We start from the raw sequence: 15,970 nt of genomic DNA on the forward strand, positions 1-15,970 counted from the left end.
CGGGCAGCGTAATCCGGCCCGGTTCCGGCCGGCAGCGCCGCAGGCGCTGCAGCGCCATCCTGTTTGACCCGCACCCGCGGGTTTTTTTGTTCCCCGGAAAAATAAAGCGAAACCCGCCTTACTCACCCATTGGGGTGATACCCGAATTTCTATTCGGTTTTTATAGTGGATCCCACGATAAAACAGATAACTGTGTCCAGAGGGATCTCTATGCTTTCACCTGTCAGTGCCACCAGCGGTGGCTACCCGAAAAACTCACTTGCCTTCGCCATTGCCGGTGTTCTGGTTTCCGGTATCGCCCTGTCCTCCACCGCTGCCGCGCGGCAGATCGAGGAAGTCAGTGTTACGGCGCAGAAGCGCGAACAGTCCGTCAACGATATTGGCGTGTCTGCCAGTGCCCTCAGCGGTGAAATGATGGAAAGCATGGGCGTCGACAGTGCTGTCGACCTGGGTGCACACACGCCGGGCCTGGTTACCGTGAACTCCACCTCGGGTGGCACCCCGGTGTTCGCCATCCGCGGTATCGGCCTGGATGATTTCAGTCCCAATAACAGCAGCGGGGTAGGTATTTACACCGACGAGGTGTTTGCCAGCAACCCGGCATTCCTCGGTGGCCAGCTGTTCGACATCGAGCGGGTGGAAGTGCTCAAGGGGCCGCAGGGAACCCTCTACGGAAAAAATACCACCGGTGGTGCGATCAATTTTATCAGTCGCAAGCCCACCAGTGAGTTTGAGTCCTTTGTCGAGGCGGGCCTGGGTAACTACAACGCGACGGAACTGACAGGCGTTGTCAGCGGTGAGATCAGCGGCGAGGTGCTGGGCCGCCTGAGCCTGAATGTGTCAAGGGCCGACGGCTGGCAGGAGGACGCCATTACCGGCCGGGAATATGGCAGCGTCGATCGTGCCGCAGGTCGCGGCCAGGTCCTGTTCCCCTTTGCCGGTAATGGCGAGGCACTGGCAAAGGTTTACTTCAGCTCAGACAGGTCCACGCCGGTTTCGCCCCAGGTGAGCGGCCTCGGAGAAGCCTTCGGTGACCCGTCCTTCGATATGCTGAACAGCATTGCCGACCCGACCCGGGTCAATGTCGGCAACCTGGACGTCAGCCGCGATGAATCCGGCTACGGCGCGTCCCTGAACCTGAATTACGGCTTTGAGTTTTTTGACCTGGTTTCCATCAGTGCTTTGGATAACTACGAGCGCGCCGTCGTCGACAATTATGGAGGTGCGTCGGCGGCGATCCTCGATCTGTTCCAGGACAACGAGATCAGCCAGTGGTCGCAGGAATTCCGCCTGGTGAGCAACGGTGCCGAGGCCGTCTCCTGGGTGGCCGGTGTCAACATTTCCGAAGATACCGTGACGGTGACAGATACCTTCGATGATTCATTCTTCGTCACCGATTCCGTCGCCAGCACCTTTGTGCTGGACCCGGCGGATGTCCCGGTCCAGGGCTGGGACCTGCTGACGGCAAGCTATGAGCAGGTGACAGGCTCGTGGGGGGCCTACCTGCACACGGAAACCGCGCTCAATGACACCCTCAACCTGGTCGCCGGTATTCGCTACAGCGCGGATGATCGCAGCTTCGACGGTATCTCCAATAACCACGACGATATTTATTCTTTCAATGACGTGATCACTGCGCTGGATGACAGCGCCAGCGAGAGCGCGGTTACGGGTAAGCTCGGACTGGACTGGCAGCTGACCGACGACCTGCTGCTGTACGGCAATGTGGCCAACAGCTACAAGGCCGGCGCTTACTACGGTGCCGCGATCCTCGATGATATCAGCTGGGCCTACGTGGAACCCGAAGAGGTGATTTCTTACGAGGCCGGCTTCAAGGCGACGCTGTTCGATGCCGCGCTTCAGCTGAACGGTGCGATCTTTAGTCTTGATTACACGGATCGCCAGTCCCTGGTCACCATTATCGTTGACGATTTCAGTAATTTCCTCGAATTCCCCGTGGCCGATACCACCCTCGTCAACGTCCCCGAGTCCACCACCAACGGTTTTGAGATGGACCTGCACTGGTTGCCAACTGACAACCTCACATTGATGGCGGGCGTTGCCTATCTCGACAGCGAAGTTACGCGTGCACCGGGCACCGCCGAGATGCGCGGTATCGAGGCGAATGCGGCGGTCAATGGCGCGGCCGATGGTGTGAACCAGCTGTTTGTCGATGCCCTGGCGGCACCACTGCCGGAAGGCGCCGCGCTGTCACAGTCCCCGGAGTGGAGTTACAACAGCCTGGTGGCCTACGACCTGCCGGTGGCCGACTACAACCTGCGGCTGCAGACCAGTTACACCTACAGCGGCGAAATGACCGCCCAGCTTGCGGATGCCAATGCGCTCTCCGGTCCCGTGCATTCCTGGGATGCTGAAGCAACCCTGTCCGATTTTGACGGTCGCTGGGAGCTCGGCGCCTGGGTCAAGAACATCGAGGACAGCAGCGCGGAAACTTACGCCTTTTCCAGTTTTGCAGGCCGTTCCTACTATCGCCAGGCACCCACCACCTTCGGGATGTCGGTTCGCTACAACCTCTATTAATCCTGCGCTGGCGATACCGCGATGATGAGAGACCAACAATGACAGATGAACAGACCCGGGCGGATGCCCTGGCGGCGCTACAGCACACTACCTTCTTTCCCTACTGGCTGGACAACTCCCAGCGTCCACGGGAGGAGCCGGCCCTGCAGGAAAACCTTTCCTGTGACCTGCTGATTGTGGGCGGGGGCTTCACCGGCCTGTGGGCAGCGGTGCAGGCCAAGGAGGCCAACCCGGCCCGGGAAGTGATCCTGATCGAGGCCAGCAGCATTGCCATTGGCGCTTCCGGGCGCCCGGCGGCGATCCTCTCAACTTCGGTAATGCACGGACTCCAGAATGCCCAGCGACTGTACCCGGATGATATGGAGGAGCTGGAGCGACTGGGCAAGGAAAACCTCGACGGGTTCCGCGAGACGATCGAGCGCTATGGAATCGACTGCGACCTGGAGTGGGGCGGTGAGCTGACCGTAGCCATCGGCGACGAAGGACTGGCTGATATCGCAAAGGAGCATGAACTCTATTGCCACTACGGCCACGATGCCCACCTGCTGGATGCCGAAAGCGTACGGCGCGAAGTCCGGTCGCCGCTGTTCAGTGGCGGCCTCTGGTCGAAGAAGCGCAGTGGTACCGTGCACCCGGCAAAACTGGCCTGGGGCCTCAAGCGGGTAGCGCTGGAACTGGGAGTGCAGATTTACGAAAACACACCCATGGTCAGCAACCGGAAAAAAAGCGGCGGCGTTGAAGTGACAACTCCCTGTGGCCGTGTGCTGGCCAACCGCGTGCTGCTGGCTACCAACGCCTTTGCTGCAGGCAACCGCAAAATTCGCAAACGGGTTGCCGCCATTCGCGATCGCATCGTCGTCACCGAGCCGTTGAGCGAGGAGCAGATGGCAGCCATTGGCTGGCACAACCGCCAGGGTATCTACGATACCCGCACCCAGCTTAACTATATGCGACTGACGGCGGATAACCGGATCCTGTTTGGCGGCCGCCTGGATTATTTCTTTGGCAACAATACCGACCCTGCAGAGGACAGGACGCCGGATCCCTATCTGCGACTGATCGACAATTTTTACCGCACCTTTCCCATGCTGCGGGGTGTGCGCTTCACCCATGCATGGAGCGGCCCCATTGCCCTGACAACCCGCATGGCGGTGCACTACCAGCATTACCATGGCGGCCGGATGTTGTATGCGGGCGGCTATTCCGGTTTCGGCGTTACCGCAACACGCTTCGGGGCCCGGGTGGCACTGGCAATTCTGGATGACAGGAAGGTACCGGAGCGTGCGTTGAAATTTGCGCGCTCGCAGCCGGCATATATTCCCCCGGAACCCTTCCGCTGGATCGGCGCCAAGATCACCATGTACGCACTGGATACGCTGGATGAAAAGGGAGGGTGGCGAGTGCCCTGGGTGCGGATGGTAGAGCGCATGGGCTTTCCGGTAACGCAGAAATAGCGACTCAGTAACGTTTGTAAGCGAGTGGTTCCAGGTACCGGGAACCGTTGCCCGCGCGTCGCCCCCCTATTGGTTAGCGGGGCTGGCGGTGCGGGCGTTTTTATTTCCGCAACAGATATTCCGGGATTACCTATCCAGGCTTGAGAGCGGGTCTGGGTCCGCCCCGCTGTGGTGACGCAGGGCGCTGATAAAGAGGTAGAACAGTTCCGACTGCGAGGTGACATCCAGCTTGGTATAGATGTGCTTGCGGTGGGTCTTGATCGTGTCGACGCTGGCATCGAGCTTTTCCGCCATGGACTTGATCGAATGGCCGCGCATGGTCATGTGCAGTACCTCGCACTCCCGTGGGGTGAGTGTTGAGCTGCCAAAGTTGCGCAGGGCATTGTCGAGTCGTTTGCCGAAGCTCTCCCCGGTGCCCCGGGGACGGACGCGATTATTGATCCATTTCCTCAGTACACTTTCCACCAGCGGCCACAGGGCGTGCAGTAGATCCACTTCCTGCCGTGAAAACCGCCCGCCACCGAGATCCGAAGCGCGGCCGATCGACAGGCTGGCGATAATGCCACTGTCCCCGACTACCAGGTAACAGGCCTCGTCGGTCAGGTTGGCCTCGCGATAGTACATGCGGAAATATTCTGTCTCCCCGAACGCATCGGGGGCCACTTCGCGCAGCAGGAACAGTCCCTGGCGATTATCGTCCACCGCGGCACGATAAAAAGGATCGAGCAGGTAGGCTCCATCGACATAGCGGTCTACCTGGGTGCTGGGCTTCTCGTTGGCAAGCAGGCGATGGTGGGTGATTTCGGGGGCGCTGTCGGAAGGGTAAATGATTGCCATGCTGCTGTTGCCCTTGACCAGGGCCTCGGCGCCTTTCAGCAGTTCGTAGATGCGCTGTGAATCTGACTCACAGTCGAGCAGGGTGGCAATACACTGGTGCCACTGGCTGAGGTCTGGTGCAGTCGTCATAAAACATCCCCGTTGCAGCGGATATTACCAAAGAACGGGACCCCGCGGCGCCTGCGCGGGGCTCATGAAGGCGTGTTTTTGCGACCCGGGCCGGTGTGCCGTCCACACTGTGCCCGGCCACCGCTGGTGGCCATGCTGCGAATCAGAACTGCTCGTGCTCGGTCAGGTACTGGTTCTTCAGTTTGACGTAATTGGCGGCCGAATAGCGGAAAAACTCCTTTTCCTTTTCTGTCAGTGGCCGCGCCTGCTTGCAGGGGGCGCCGACATAGAGGTAGCCGCTCTCGAGCTTCTTTCCCGGCGGTACCAGGGCCCCGGCGGCCAGTACCACCTCGTCGCCGATCACGGCGCCGTCCAGCACAATTGCACCGATCCCGATCAGTACACGGCTGCCTACGGTGCAGCCGTGCAGGCAGGCCTTGTGGCCGATGGTGACATCCTCGCCGATCTCCAGTGGCCAGCCCGCTTCATTGAAAGGCCCGGCATGGGTGATATGCAGAACCGCGCCGTCCTGCACACTGGTGCGGGCGCCAATCCGGATCCGGTGCATATCGCCGCGGACCACCGCCATGGGCCAGACGGAGCAGTCATCCCCGAATGTGACATCGCCGATCACCGCCGATTGCGGGTCGATATAAACACCGTTCCCGAGCTGTGGTGACTTTTCCGCCTCGCCGTCACCGTGGGGGCGCAATGGGGACATACCTCTCCTCCTGTACAATGGGTCCGCTATCATAGCAGGCTGGGGCTACCGCGAACCTGCCGGCGCCGCAGCCGTGGCCTCGCCCAACCAATTGTTGCACCGATGTAAGAGAACAGGGTCCCACATGTCCAATCCGCTGTCAGAAAACGCCCTCCTGCCGCCCTTTGACCGTCTTCACCCGGAGCACGCTGAGCCCGCAATAGGGGAGCTGATAGATGCGTGCCGGGAAGTGCTGCGGGAGGGCCTGCGCCAGCCGGGCTGGGACACGACCCTGGCCCCCCTGGAGGAGGCCGAGGATCGCCTGAGCCGGGCATTTTCCCCGGTCAGCCACCTGAACAGCGTGCTCAGCGGTGACTGGCGCGCCCCCTACGAAGCGACCCTGGCGGAAGTGACCGCTTACTCCACTGAGCAGGGCCAGAACCGCGAGCTGTTCGAGGTCTACCGGGATATCGCCGACAGCGACGAATTTGCCCAATGGCCCCAGGCCCGTCGCCAGATGATCGAGCTGGGCCTGCGGGACTTTCGCCTCGGCGGTGTCGCCCTGGACGGCGAGGAGCGCGAGCGATTTGCCGCCAACAAGCGGCGGCTGGCGGAGCTGTCCAGCCGCTTCGCCAATAACGTACTCGATGCCACCAACGCCTGGACCCACCACACCCGCGATGTGGAAGAACTCGCCGGCCTGCCCGCCACCGCGCTGGCCGCGGCGGAAGAGGCCGCCCGCAACCGCGACCAGGAGGGCTGGACCATCACCCTCGATGGACCCTGTTACCTGGCGGTGATGACCCACGCCGACAACCGCGACCTGCGCGAAATGGTCTATCGCGCCTTCGTCAGTCGCGCCTCTGACGTGGGCCCCCAGGCCGGCGCCTTCGATAATTCCGCGGTAATGGAAGAGATCCTCACACTGCGGGCGGAGCAGGCGCAGCTGCTGGGTTTCGCCAGTTACGCCGAGCTGTCCGTGGCCCGCAAGATGGCGACGGATGCCGCCACCGTAACCCGCTTCCTCGAAGACCTGGCGGCCCGCGCCCGGCCCGCCGCCGAGCGTGAGTTTGCCGAACTGCAGGCGTTCGCGCGGGAAACACTGGACCTGGACCACCTGCATCCGTGGGACATCCCCTGGGCCGCGGAAAAACTCAAGCAGGCTCGCTACGCCGTCAGCCAGGAAGCGCTGCGGCCCTATTTCCCGTTTCCGCGGGTGCTGGAAGGGTTGTTCGCGGTAGTGGAAAAACTGTTCGCGGTCACCGTGGAGGAAGACACTTCCGTGCCGGTCTGGCACGAGGACGTGCAGTTCTTCTGGCTGTCGCGGGACGGTGAGCGCATCGCCGGCTTCTACCTGGACCCGTTTGCCCGCGAGCGCAAGCGCGGCGGAGCCTGGATGGATACGGTCACCACCCGCCGGCAGGGGGCAGGCGGCCTGCAGCTGCCGGTGGCCTACCTGGTGTGTAACTTCAGCGCGGCGACCGGCGATACGCCCTCCCTGCTGACCCACAATGAGGTCACCACCCTGTTTCACGAGTTCGGGCACGGCTTGCACCATATGCTGACCCGCGTGGATGTGGCCGCGGTTTCAGGGATCAACGGTGTGGCCTGGGATGCAGTCGAACTGCCCAGCCAGTTCCTGGAGAACTGGTGCTGGGAACCCGAGGCCATCGCCATGATTTCCGGGCACTACAAAACCGGCGCGGCGTTGCCGCAGGCGCTGCAGGAAAAAATGCTGGCGGCGCGCAATTTCCAGTCAGCCATGTTTACCGTGCGCCAGCTGGAGTTCGCTCTGTTCGACTTCCTGCTGCACAGCCGCCCTGGCGGCGCCACGGCACAGGAGATCCAGCAATTGCTGGACGAAGTGCGGGCGCGGGTCGCGGTGGTGCCGGTGATTGCCGACAACCGTTTCCAGCACAGCTTCAGCCATATTTTTGCCGGCGGCTATGCAGCGGGTTATTACAGCTACAAGTGGGCCGAGGTTCTGTCGGCGGACGCCTTCTCCCTGTTCGAGGAGCAGGGTATCTTCGATCGTGACACTGGCCAGCATTTCCTCCACTGTATCCTCGAGCAGGGCGGGAGTCGCGATGCACTGGACCTGTTCACTGAATTCCGCGGCCGCGAGCCTAAAATAGATGCGCTGCTGCGCCATTCGGGCATTGACTCCACCGCCGAAACCGCGTGATGCCACCACCAGTAAACATCCAACCGAAGCAAAGGCAGTATCGGGAAAATTGATATGAGTACAGAAGATGGCGGCAAGCAGACTGGCAAGAAGCGTTTTATTGCCGGGGCGGTCTGCCCGCGCTGTAGCGCGATGGACCGAATCGTCAACTTTCGCGAGGGGGATCGCAATTACCGCGAGTGTGTAGAGTGCGGTTTCAAGGACGAAATTCGCCTGCAGTCCACGCCCCGCATCCCGGACACGCGGGTACAGCGGACGCCGGATGCAGAGCATGAGGCACCGGTGAAAATCATCCAGCCACCTAAAAAGAATAACCAGGACTGATAACAACCTGTGAAGAAAATCCTTGCCTGCGGCGGGCTGCTGCTCGCCGGCATCATTGCTTTTACCTTTATTGGCCACTACCGGGAAGTACGCGAAGAGCAGCGCGAACAGACGGCACAGCTACTGGCGCGCTGTGTCAATGAGAGCCTGCTGTCACTGTTCCGGCTGCAGGCAAATGAGTGGCGTGATCGGCCGGACTTATACCGGGACGAGGCAGCGCGGCTGAGTAAAAATGTCGCCGCGCTGCCGCAGCGACTGTCGTCCGGAGAAGACTACCCGGAATGGCGGGAAGCGGTGCTTATCTGTGAACAGTTTACGGAGCATACCAACGCACAGCACCGCACGATATTCCGTCCGCTGGCTGCCTTTGCCGAATTGCCGGTGGGAGACAACCGCCTGTTAGGTGACCGGCGCGAATTGCGGCAGCTCCGTCGCCGCCTGGCATCAGTAGAGGTGTCGGCGCGTGCGGCGGACCGATACCTGCAGGATATGCAGCGGGATATCGCCCAACTGGTCAATGATTCAGGTCTCTCTGCGGCGACCCGGCAAGCAGCCGAACAACAGATCAACAGCGAGGTCCTGGACCGCTACCGGCGCGGAGCCTTCTCCCTGAAGCAGGTGCTGGCGCATACGGGACGAGTGCACCACTATTATAAATTGCTTGCCGGGAATCCGCGCGGCTGGACGCTGCGTGCCGGGGGATTGTACTTCCATGATCGTGCACTGCGCAGTGAAGTTGACCAGTTGAACAGTGCGGTATTCCAGGGTGAGGGGCAGTTCTATGCCAACTGGAAACAGGTTCTACAGCGCCAGCAATAACCGGGCCGGCCGGGGGATAATCCGGTTGGAAAAGCGGGATGTATGCGGACTGTGAAGTGGGTGTAAAAAATAATGAGCAGGCACAGCCATTATTATTCGACCTGCTCCATGCTTCCATCCTGGAAAGATATTTTTATTGGGAATCCTCTATAACTGGCAAAACAGCCAGTAAACAAACCTGTAATCAATTCGAAAAATAACCCTTCAGACCGATATACGTCAGGTTGCCCTGGCTAGTGCACCGTATCATTGCTGATTACCGCACCCGGGGTCAGCAACCCGAACTCCAGGCTGTGGGCCAGGTCCGGCCACTCGCCGGGATCGTGGCTAAAACGCTGGCGACAGAGAATCAGGGCCACCGTCATCTCGCTGTCGAGCTTCAGGTCCATGAAAGCCCGCCCCAGGCGGGCACTCTCGGAATCCATCTCCTCACAGTGCTTTTCATTCAGTAGCCCGCGAATGACCAGGTTCGCGCGCATGGGGTCCATGGGCAGTAGCGGTGCGCCACAAAGTGGTTGCAGCCGGTCGTTGATTTCTTCCATTACCCGGTGCGACAGGTAGGCTTCCGGGACCAGGGTGTGCAGCTGTGGACGCTCTCCAGCAATGCCGGACATCCGCTCCAGGCACTGGTCAATCATCACCTGCACCGGGTTAAAGTCGATGTCGGCCGCCGCCAGCTGGTGGTGCAGCTGGTGTAACCAGGGCGGCACACTCCGTACATAGCGTATCGCAAAGCAGGTCAGGTGCAGTGCACTGTCGCCCTCGGGTAACTGGATGCTGCGGTGCAGCGCAGGTAATTGCCGGTGGACGTGCCGGCGAAAATCGCCCTGCTCGCGCTCTCGCATAACAGCGAGATCGATCGTCCGCTGCATCTGGCGGTATTGGTTGTACATCGGAACCCGCTTTGCTGTGTAGTTAAATATTTTTTAATTTGTCTGATATATAGCAACGGAGATCGGATAGTGCAAAAAAGATCTGCTATTGATTGCTGTCGGGGATCCACGAGTTGCTTTGAGTGTAGTAGTGGTAATAAAGCAGTAGACTGAAAGATCGTGCGCTGATCCACAAAAACAGGCTGAACCAAACGCCATGGTTGTCCCACGGACGTGTCAGCCACCATGCGGGAAAGAAAACCAGCACGGTTGCAATAAACATGGTGTCCCGCATTTCCCGGCTGCGTCCCGCACCGATAAATACCCCATCGAGCAGAAAGCACCACACTGCCAGCAGTGGCAGGGCGCACAGCCAGGGGTAGACCGACCGCGCTTCCACCAACACTGATTCCAGGTCGGTAAACAGCGGCAGTATCCATTCCCTGCCCGGTACCAGGATGGCAGTGACCAGCAGCGCGCTGCCCAGTGCCCAGCGGCCCGCGCTGCGGACAGTTGCGCGGAACGCGGGTTGTGAGCGCCGTGCTATCGCGTCACCCACCAGGGACTCGGTGGCATGGGCGAACCCATCCAGTGCATAAGAGGTCATCATCAGTAATTGCAGCAGGATAGCGTTGGCTGCGAGTACTGCGTCGCCCTGCGCAGCACCCTGGGCCGTAAAAAAAGTGAGCGTTAAGAGCAGCAGGCAGGTGCGCACAAACAGGTCGCTGTTGATGCGCAACAGCTCCCGCCATGGACTGCTATCCGCCCAGGGATACAGGCGCGGGTCCCGGAGCCGCCGGGCAATTTGCCGGTAAATATCGCTACCGATCCCCCGCAGCAGGAAAATACCGCAGCCGAATGCGCAGATATCGGCGCATACCGTTGCCAGCGCTGCCCCGCGGGCACCCCATCCCAGGCCAATGATAAAGACCACATCCAGCAGGATATTGAGCAGGTTGGCAGCGAGCAGAATCAGCAGTGGCGCGCGGCTGTCCTGGCGGCCGATAAAGAACCCCAGCAGTGCGAAGTTGGCCAGTACCAGGGGGGCGCTGAACAGCCGGATCTGCAGGTACGCCTCAGCCTGGGGCGCGGCCGCGGCACTCGCATTCATCCATTGCACAATGGTGCCGAGTAAGGGGGACGCGATCGCCAGCAGTGCCAGCCCCAGCACCGCGGCCAGGCACAGCGCCCGCAGCAGCCAGCCGATACCGCCATCGGAACTGCCGGCGGCCCGGGCCACCAGCCCGGTGGTGCCCATGCGGAGGAAGCCGAAGGCCCACAACAGCATCGACATCACGCTTGCACCCACGGCCACCCCGGACAGGTAGGTGGGGGAGGGCAGGTGGCCGAGGATTGCGGTATCCACCGCGCCCAGTAGCGGCACGGAGATATTGCTGAGGATCATCGGCCAGGCCAGCTTCCAGACGCGCTGGCCGGGATCTTCCAGGAGTTGTGACTGCTTCATTCACCCGAGACTTAAGTTGGCGGATTCATTGACTTTTTGCCAGCGATGTGTTCCTTTTGTTGTCGTGCTGCCCCTCTGTGAAGAGGCCGCACCGGCTCTTCCCGGGGGCGGTCCACAGGGCCACACCGGCAGGCCGGAAAAAAGATGTACTGAGACAGTAATTGCAACAAAAAGAGACGCAGGTTGTTGGTTGTACCTTCCGGACGACGACATCTGAAGTAAAAAATCTTTGGGAAAAGAATAACAAGTTGCACTGAAGCAGTATCGCGGAGCAGGTTTTTCCCCTGCTGCGCCCAGTGTAAGTAGTCTTGTGTTACTACGCGATGTCCACAATTTTTGTGTGGAATTACCCGGAAACCGTGCCCGGCGAGCGCCCGGCCGGCAATGGGGAATCCAGTTATCCGTGAATGCAGCCGATGGCTGATATAAAAACAAACACACGGAGATCTGTAGGCGATGTTGAAAGGCTTCGATCGGCTGTTCGCCTTGCTGGCAACTTCGCTGCCGGCCTACTCCGCTTTTGCGGAAGTCGAGGGGGCGGAGCGCTGGGGGGTCAATATGACCCAGGGCGTTACCGAAGTTTCCCGTACCACTTACGACCTGCACATGCTGATCTTCTGGATCTGTGTGGCAATCGGCGTGGTCGTCTTCGGGGTGATGTTCTACAGCATGTGGCGTCACCGCAAAAGCAAGGGCTACCGGGCAGCACAGTTCCATGAGAGCACCGCAGTGGAGCTGGTGTGGACCATTATCCCCACCCTCATCCTGGTGCTGATGGCAATACCCGCCACCAAGACCCTCTACGATATTTACGATACCGGCGAAGCCGACCTCGATATCATGGTCACCGGTTACCAGTGGAAGTGGAAATACGACTACCTGGGTACCGATGTTTCCTTCTTCTCCAACCTCTCCACACCGCGTTCCCAGGTCGACAACCAGTTGCCCAAGGGTGAAAACTACCTGCTCGAGGTAGACGAGCCTGTAGTGGTGCCGGTGGGCAAGAAAATCCGCTTCCTGTTTACTGCCAATGACGTGATTCACGCCTGGTGGGTACCGGACCTGGCGGTGAAGAAGGATGCAATCCCCGGCTTTATCAACGATGCCTGGACCCGCATCGACGAACCCGGTATCTATCGGGGCCAGTGCGCTGAACTCTGCGGCAAGGACCACGGCTTTATGCCGATTGTGGTCAAGGCGGTACCCCAGCAGGAGTACGATAACTGGCTGAATGAGCGCGCTGCCACAGCTGCGAAGATGCGCGAGCTCACCGAGAAGACTTTCGACTTCGACGAGCTCTTCGCCATGGGCGAGAAGGTCTATAACCGCAACTGTGCCGCCTGCCACCAGCCCGACGGCCAGGGCGTACCCGGCACCTTCCCGGCCATTGCCGGCTCGCAGATCGCCACCGGCCCGCTGACCGAGCACCTGAGTATGGTGGTGAACGGTTCGCCCAGTAACCCAGCCATGCAGGCATTCGGCCCGCAGTTGTCGGAGGTCGACCTGGCCGCGGTGATCACGTACCAGCGCAATGCCTTTGGCAATGAAATGGGCGATACCGTCCAGCCCGTCGACATCCTCAATTTTAAGAATAAACAGTAAGCGGGAGCCGAAAGGAGCATAAGTATGGCACACGGTCCTCAACCCGGATTCTCCCGGTGGCTCTACACCACCAACCACAAAGACATCGGCAGCATGTACCTCTGGTTCAGCTTTGCCATGTTCCTGCTGGGCGGCTGCATGGCGCTGGTCATCCGCGCCGAGCTGTTCGAGCCCGGCCTGCAAATCGTGCAGCCGGAATTCTTCAACCAGATGACCACCATGCACGGCCTGATCATGGTCTTCGGTGCGGTGATGCCGGCCTTCGTGGGGCTTGCCAACTGGATGATCCCGATGATGATCGGGGCACCGGACATGGCCCTGCCGCGCATGAACAACTGGAGCTTCTGGATCCTGCCGTTCGCGTTCGCGATGTTGGCTTCCACGCTGTTCATGGATGGTGGCGCACCCAACTTCGGCTGGACTTTCTACGCCCCGCTGTCCACCGAGTACGCACCACCGAGTACCACCTTCTTTATTTTCTCGATCCATATCATGGGTGCGTCTTCGATCATGGGGGCAATCAATATCATCGCCACCATCCTCAATATGCGCGCACCGGGTATGACCCTGATGAAGATGCCGCTGTTCGTGTGGACCTGGTTGATTACCGCCTACCTGCTGATCGCGGTAATGCCGGTACTGGCGGGCGTGGTCACCATGATGCTGATGGATATTCACTTCGGTACCAGCTTCTTCAGCGCAGCCGGCGGTGGCGATCCGGTGCTGTTCCAGCATGTGTTCTGGTTCTTCGGCCATCCCGAGGTGTACATCATGATCCTGCCGGCTTTCGGTATCGTGTCGGCGATCATCCCCACCTTCGCGCGCAAGCCACTGTTCGGTTACAGCTCCATGGTGTACGCCACCGCATCAATTGCCTTCCTGAGCTTTATCGTGTGGGCGCACCACATGTTTACCGTGGGAATGCCGATTGCCGGTGAGTTGTTCTTCATGTACGCCACCATGCTGATCGCGGTGCCCACCGGGGTGAAGGTGTTCAACTGGGTGACCACCATGTTCCGTGGCTCCATGACCTTCGAAACGCCGATGCTGTTCGCGATTGCCTTCGTGATCCTGTTTACCATCGGTGGCTTCTCCGGCCTGATGCTGGCGATCGCACCGGCGGACTTCCAGTATCACGATACCTACTTTGTGGTGGCCCACTTCCACTATGTGCTGGTGCCCGGTGCGATCTTCTCGATCACCGCCGGCGTCTACTACTGGCTGCCAAAGTGGACCGGCAACATGTACAACGAAACCATGGGCAAGGTGCATTTCTGGCTCGCTTTCGTCGGCCTGAACGTGACCTTCTTCCCCATGCACTTCGTCGGCCTGGCCGGCATGCCGCGGCGGATTCCTGACTACGCGCTACAGTTTGCCGATTTCAACCAGATTGCCAGCGTGGGTGCCTTCCTGTTCGGTGCGGCGCAGATCGTGTTCCTGTTCAACGTGGTACGCACGGTAATGGGTGGCAAGAAGGCGACCGACGAGGTGTGGGACGATCCGGAAGGCCTGGAGTGGACCGTGGCCTCCCCGGCACCCTACCACACCTTCAGCACGCCGCCGGCGGTGCGCTGAAACACGGAGTGGCGCGGTGATGCAACTGAGTGAAAACGCAAAACTCACAGCCAAGCTGCTGGCCCTGGCCGGCAGCATGCTGGTGTTTGCCATCTTTATCATGCCGCCACTCTACGACGCCTTCTGTGAAATCACCGGGTTGAATGGCAAGACTGGCAGCCGTTACGAGGCGGTCCCGGCTGCAGTGCAGACTGACCGTACGGTAAAAGTGCAGTTTGTCGCCAGCCACAACGAGAGCATGCCCTGGGATTTCCGCCCGTCTGTGGTCTCCATGACGGTGCATCCGGGCGAGGCAGTGGACACGGTTTTCCTGGCCCGCAATCCCACCGGCCGCGATATGGTGGGGCAGGCGATACCGAGCCTGGTGCCATTCAAGGCGGCCGAATATTTTCACAAGACGGAATGCTTCTGTTTTAACCAGCAGACCCTGAAGGCGGGGGAGAGCGCAGAACTGCCGTTGCGCTTTATTGTCGACCCGGACCTGCCAGCAGGGGTCAACACCATTACACTTTCCTACACGCTGTTCGATGTCACGGAAAAATTTACCCGGAACCTGGATAACAAAAATGCCGACTCCGAGCGAGAGGGATAAAAATTATGGCCAGTGAAAGCAGCTACTATGTGCCCGAGCAGTCCCGGCTGCCAATTTTTGCGACCATCGGTCTGTTCCTGACCGCGTTTGGAGCCGCCAACTGGATCAACGGCGGCTCCTCCTATATTTTCTTTATCGGTGCTCTGGCGATGGCCGGCGTACTGTGGTTCTGGTTTGCCGCAGTGATCCGCGAGAACATGGCTGGGCTGAACAGTGACCAGCTGAAGCGCTCCTACGTCTGGGGCATGGGCTGGTTCATCTTTTCCGAGGTGATGTTCTTTGCCGCCTTCTTCGGTGCGCTCTATTACATCCGCACCTTTGCGCTGCCCTGGCTGGGCGGGGAAGGTGACCGGGGCGAGTCCAATATGCTGTGGCAGGGTTTCGAGAACACCTGGCCGCTGATGGTAACCCCGGATGCCGCGGTGCATGGCGATGCCGCCAAGGTGGTCGGGCCCAATGACATCATCGACCCCTGGCACCTGCCGCTACTGAACACCGTGATCCTGCTCACTTCCAGTGTCACCGTGCATATCGCCCATGTATTCCTGAAGAAGGGCAAGCGCAACGCCTTTAACCTGTGGCTGGGACTGACCGTGTTGCTGGGGGCACTGTTCCTGTTCTTCCAGGTGGAGGAATACTATGAGGCCTATGTCCACCTGGGGCTGACACTCGAGTCCGGTATTTACGGCACGACCTTCTTTATGCTGACAGGCTTCCACGGTGCGCACGTGACCCTGGGCACCATCATGCTGTTGATCATGTTGCTGCGCTCGGTCATCGCCCATCACTTCAAGCCGGACGATCACTTTGGCTTCGAGGCTTCCAGCTGGTACTGGCACTTCGTGGATGTAGTCTGGGTAGGCCTGTTTATTTTTGTATACGTACTCGGCTCCTGA

13 protein-coding genes are annotated in these 15,970 nt (G+C 59.9%); 9 read left to right on the forward strand and 4 right to left on the reverse strand.

Going from position 1 to position 15,970, the window contains the following annotated elements; all coding sequences use genetic code 11:
- Positions 1-210: 210 nt before the first annotated feature.
- A complete protein-coding gene (locus LVD10_RS05745; RefSeq protein WP_237062334.1) occupies positions 211-2,541 on the forward strand; it encodes a TonB-dependent receptor in 2,331 nt (776 codons plus the stop codon).
- A gap of 38 nt (positions 2,542-2,579) precedes the next feature.
- Entirely contained in the window at positions 2,580-3,995 is a 1,416-nt protein-coding gene (locus LVD10_RS05750; protein WP_232940385.1) for an NAD(P)/FAD-dependent oxidoreductase, read from the forward strand.
- Positions 3,996-4,121: 126 nt separating this feature from the next.
- Here the strand turns inward: LVD10_RS05750 and LVD10_RS05755 are convergent, their stop codons facing one another.
- Positions 4,122-4,961, reverse strand: coding sequence for a helix-turn-helix transcriptional regulator (locus LVD10_RS05755; RefSeq protein ID WP_237062342.1), 840 nt, complete (start codon positions 4,959-4,961; stop codon positions 4,122-4,124).
- Between the two features lie 142 nt (positions 4,962-5,103).
- A complete protein-coding gene (locus LVD10_RS05760) occupies positions 5,104-5,661 on the reverse strand; it encodes a gamma carbonic anhydrase family protein (RefSeq protein ID WP_232940387.1) in 558 nt (185 codons plus the stop codon).
- Between the two features lie 124 nt (positions 5,662-5,785).
- On the opposite strand from LVD10_RS05760, the gene LVD10_RS05765 reads away from it, so the two are divergent.
- The 3 genes from LVD10_RS05765 to LVD10_RS05775 are packed head-to-tail and all read left to right on the forward strand — an operon-like array spanning position 5,786 to position 8,968.
- Positions 5,786-7,825, forward strand: coding sequence for a M3 family metallopeptidase (locus LVD10_RS05765; RefSeq protein ID WP_237062344.1), 2,040 nt, complete (start codon positions 5,786-5,788; stop codon positions 7,823-7,825).
- A gap of 54 nt (positions 7,826-7,879) precedes the next feature.
- Positions 7,880-8,149: a YheV family putative zinc ribbon protein gene (locus LVD10_RS05770; protein ID WP_237062346.1), complete on the forward strand. Its 270-nt coding sequence runs from the start codon at positions 7,880-7,882 to the stop codon at positions 8,147-8,149.
- 9 nt (positions 8,150-8,158) lie between these two features.
- The gene (locus tag LVD10_RS05775) at positions 8,159-8,968 is read left to right on the forward strand and encodes a hypothetical protein (RefSeq protein ID WP_232940390.1); all 810 of its coding nucleotides are present in this window, start codon (positions 8,159-8,161) and stop codon (positions 8,966-8,968) included.
- 233 nt (positions 8,969-9,201) lie between these two features.
- On the opposite strand, the gene LVD10_RS05780 is transcribed toward LVD10_RS05775, so the two are convergent.
- Positions 9,202-9,861, reverse strand: coding sequence for a hypothetical protein (locus LVD10_RS05780; protein WP_232940391.1), 660 nt, complete (start codon positions 9,859-9,861; stop codon positions 9,202-9,204).
- A gap of 85 nt (positions 9,862-9,946) precedes the next feature.
- A complete protein-coding gene (locus LVD10_RS05785) occupies positions 9,947-11,305 on the reverse strand; it encodes an MATE family efflux transporter (RefSeq protein WP_232940392.1) in 1,359 nt (452 codons plus the stop codon).
- Positions 11,306-11,761: 456 nt separating this feature from the next.
- On the opposite strand from LVD10_RS05785, the gene coxB reads away from it, so the two are divergent.
- Genes coxB through LVD10_RS05805 form a run of 4 tightly spaced genes read left to right on the forward strand, consistent with a single transcriptional unit; the run spans position 11,762 to position 15,970 of the window.
- Positions 11,762-12,907 (forward strand): cytochrome c oxidase subunit II, encoded by a 1,146-nt coding sequence (gene coxB / locus LVD10_RS05790; protein WP_237062348.1) that lies wholly within the window; start codon positions 11,762-11,764, stop codon positions 12,905-12,907.
- 24 nt (positions 12,908-12,931) lie between these two features.
- Positions 12,932-14,482, forward strand: a complete 1,551-nt coding sequence (ctaD, locus tag LVD10_RS05795) for a cytochrome c oxidase subunit I (protein ID WP_237062350.1) — start codon at positions 12,932-12,934, stop codon at positions 14,480-14,482.
- Positions 14,483-14,501: 19 nt separating this feature from the next.
- Entirely contained in the window at positions 14,502-15,074 is a 573-nt protein-coding gene (locus LVD10_RS05800) for a cytochrome c oxidase assembly protein (protein ID WP_237062359.1), read from the forward strand.
- A 5-nt stretch (positions 15,075-15,079) separates the two neighbouring features.
- Positions 15,080-15,970 (forward strand): cytochrome c oxidase subunit 3, encoded by an 891-nt coding sequence (locus LVD10_RS05805; protein ID WP_232940398.1) that lies wholly within the window; start codon positions 15,080-15,082, stop codon positions 15,968-15,970.

Origin of the sequence: Microbulbifer zhoushanensis, assembly GCF_021729055.1 — a bacterium.
Taxonomy (GTDB): Bacteria; Pseudomonadota; Gammaproteobacteria; order Pseudomonadales; family Cellvibrionaceae; genus Microbulbifer; species Microbulbifer zhoushanensis.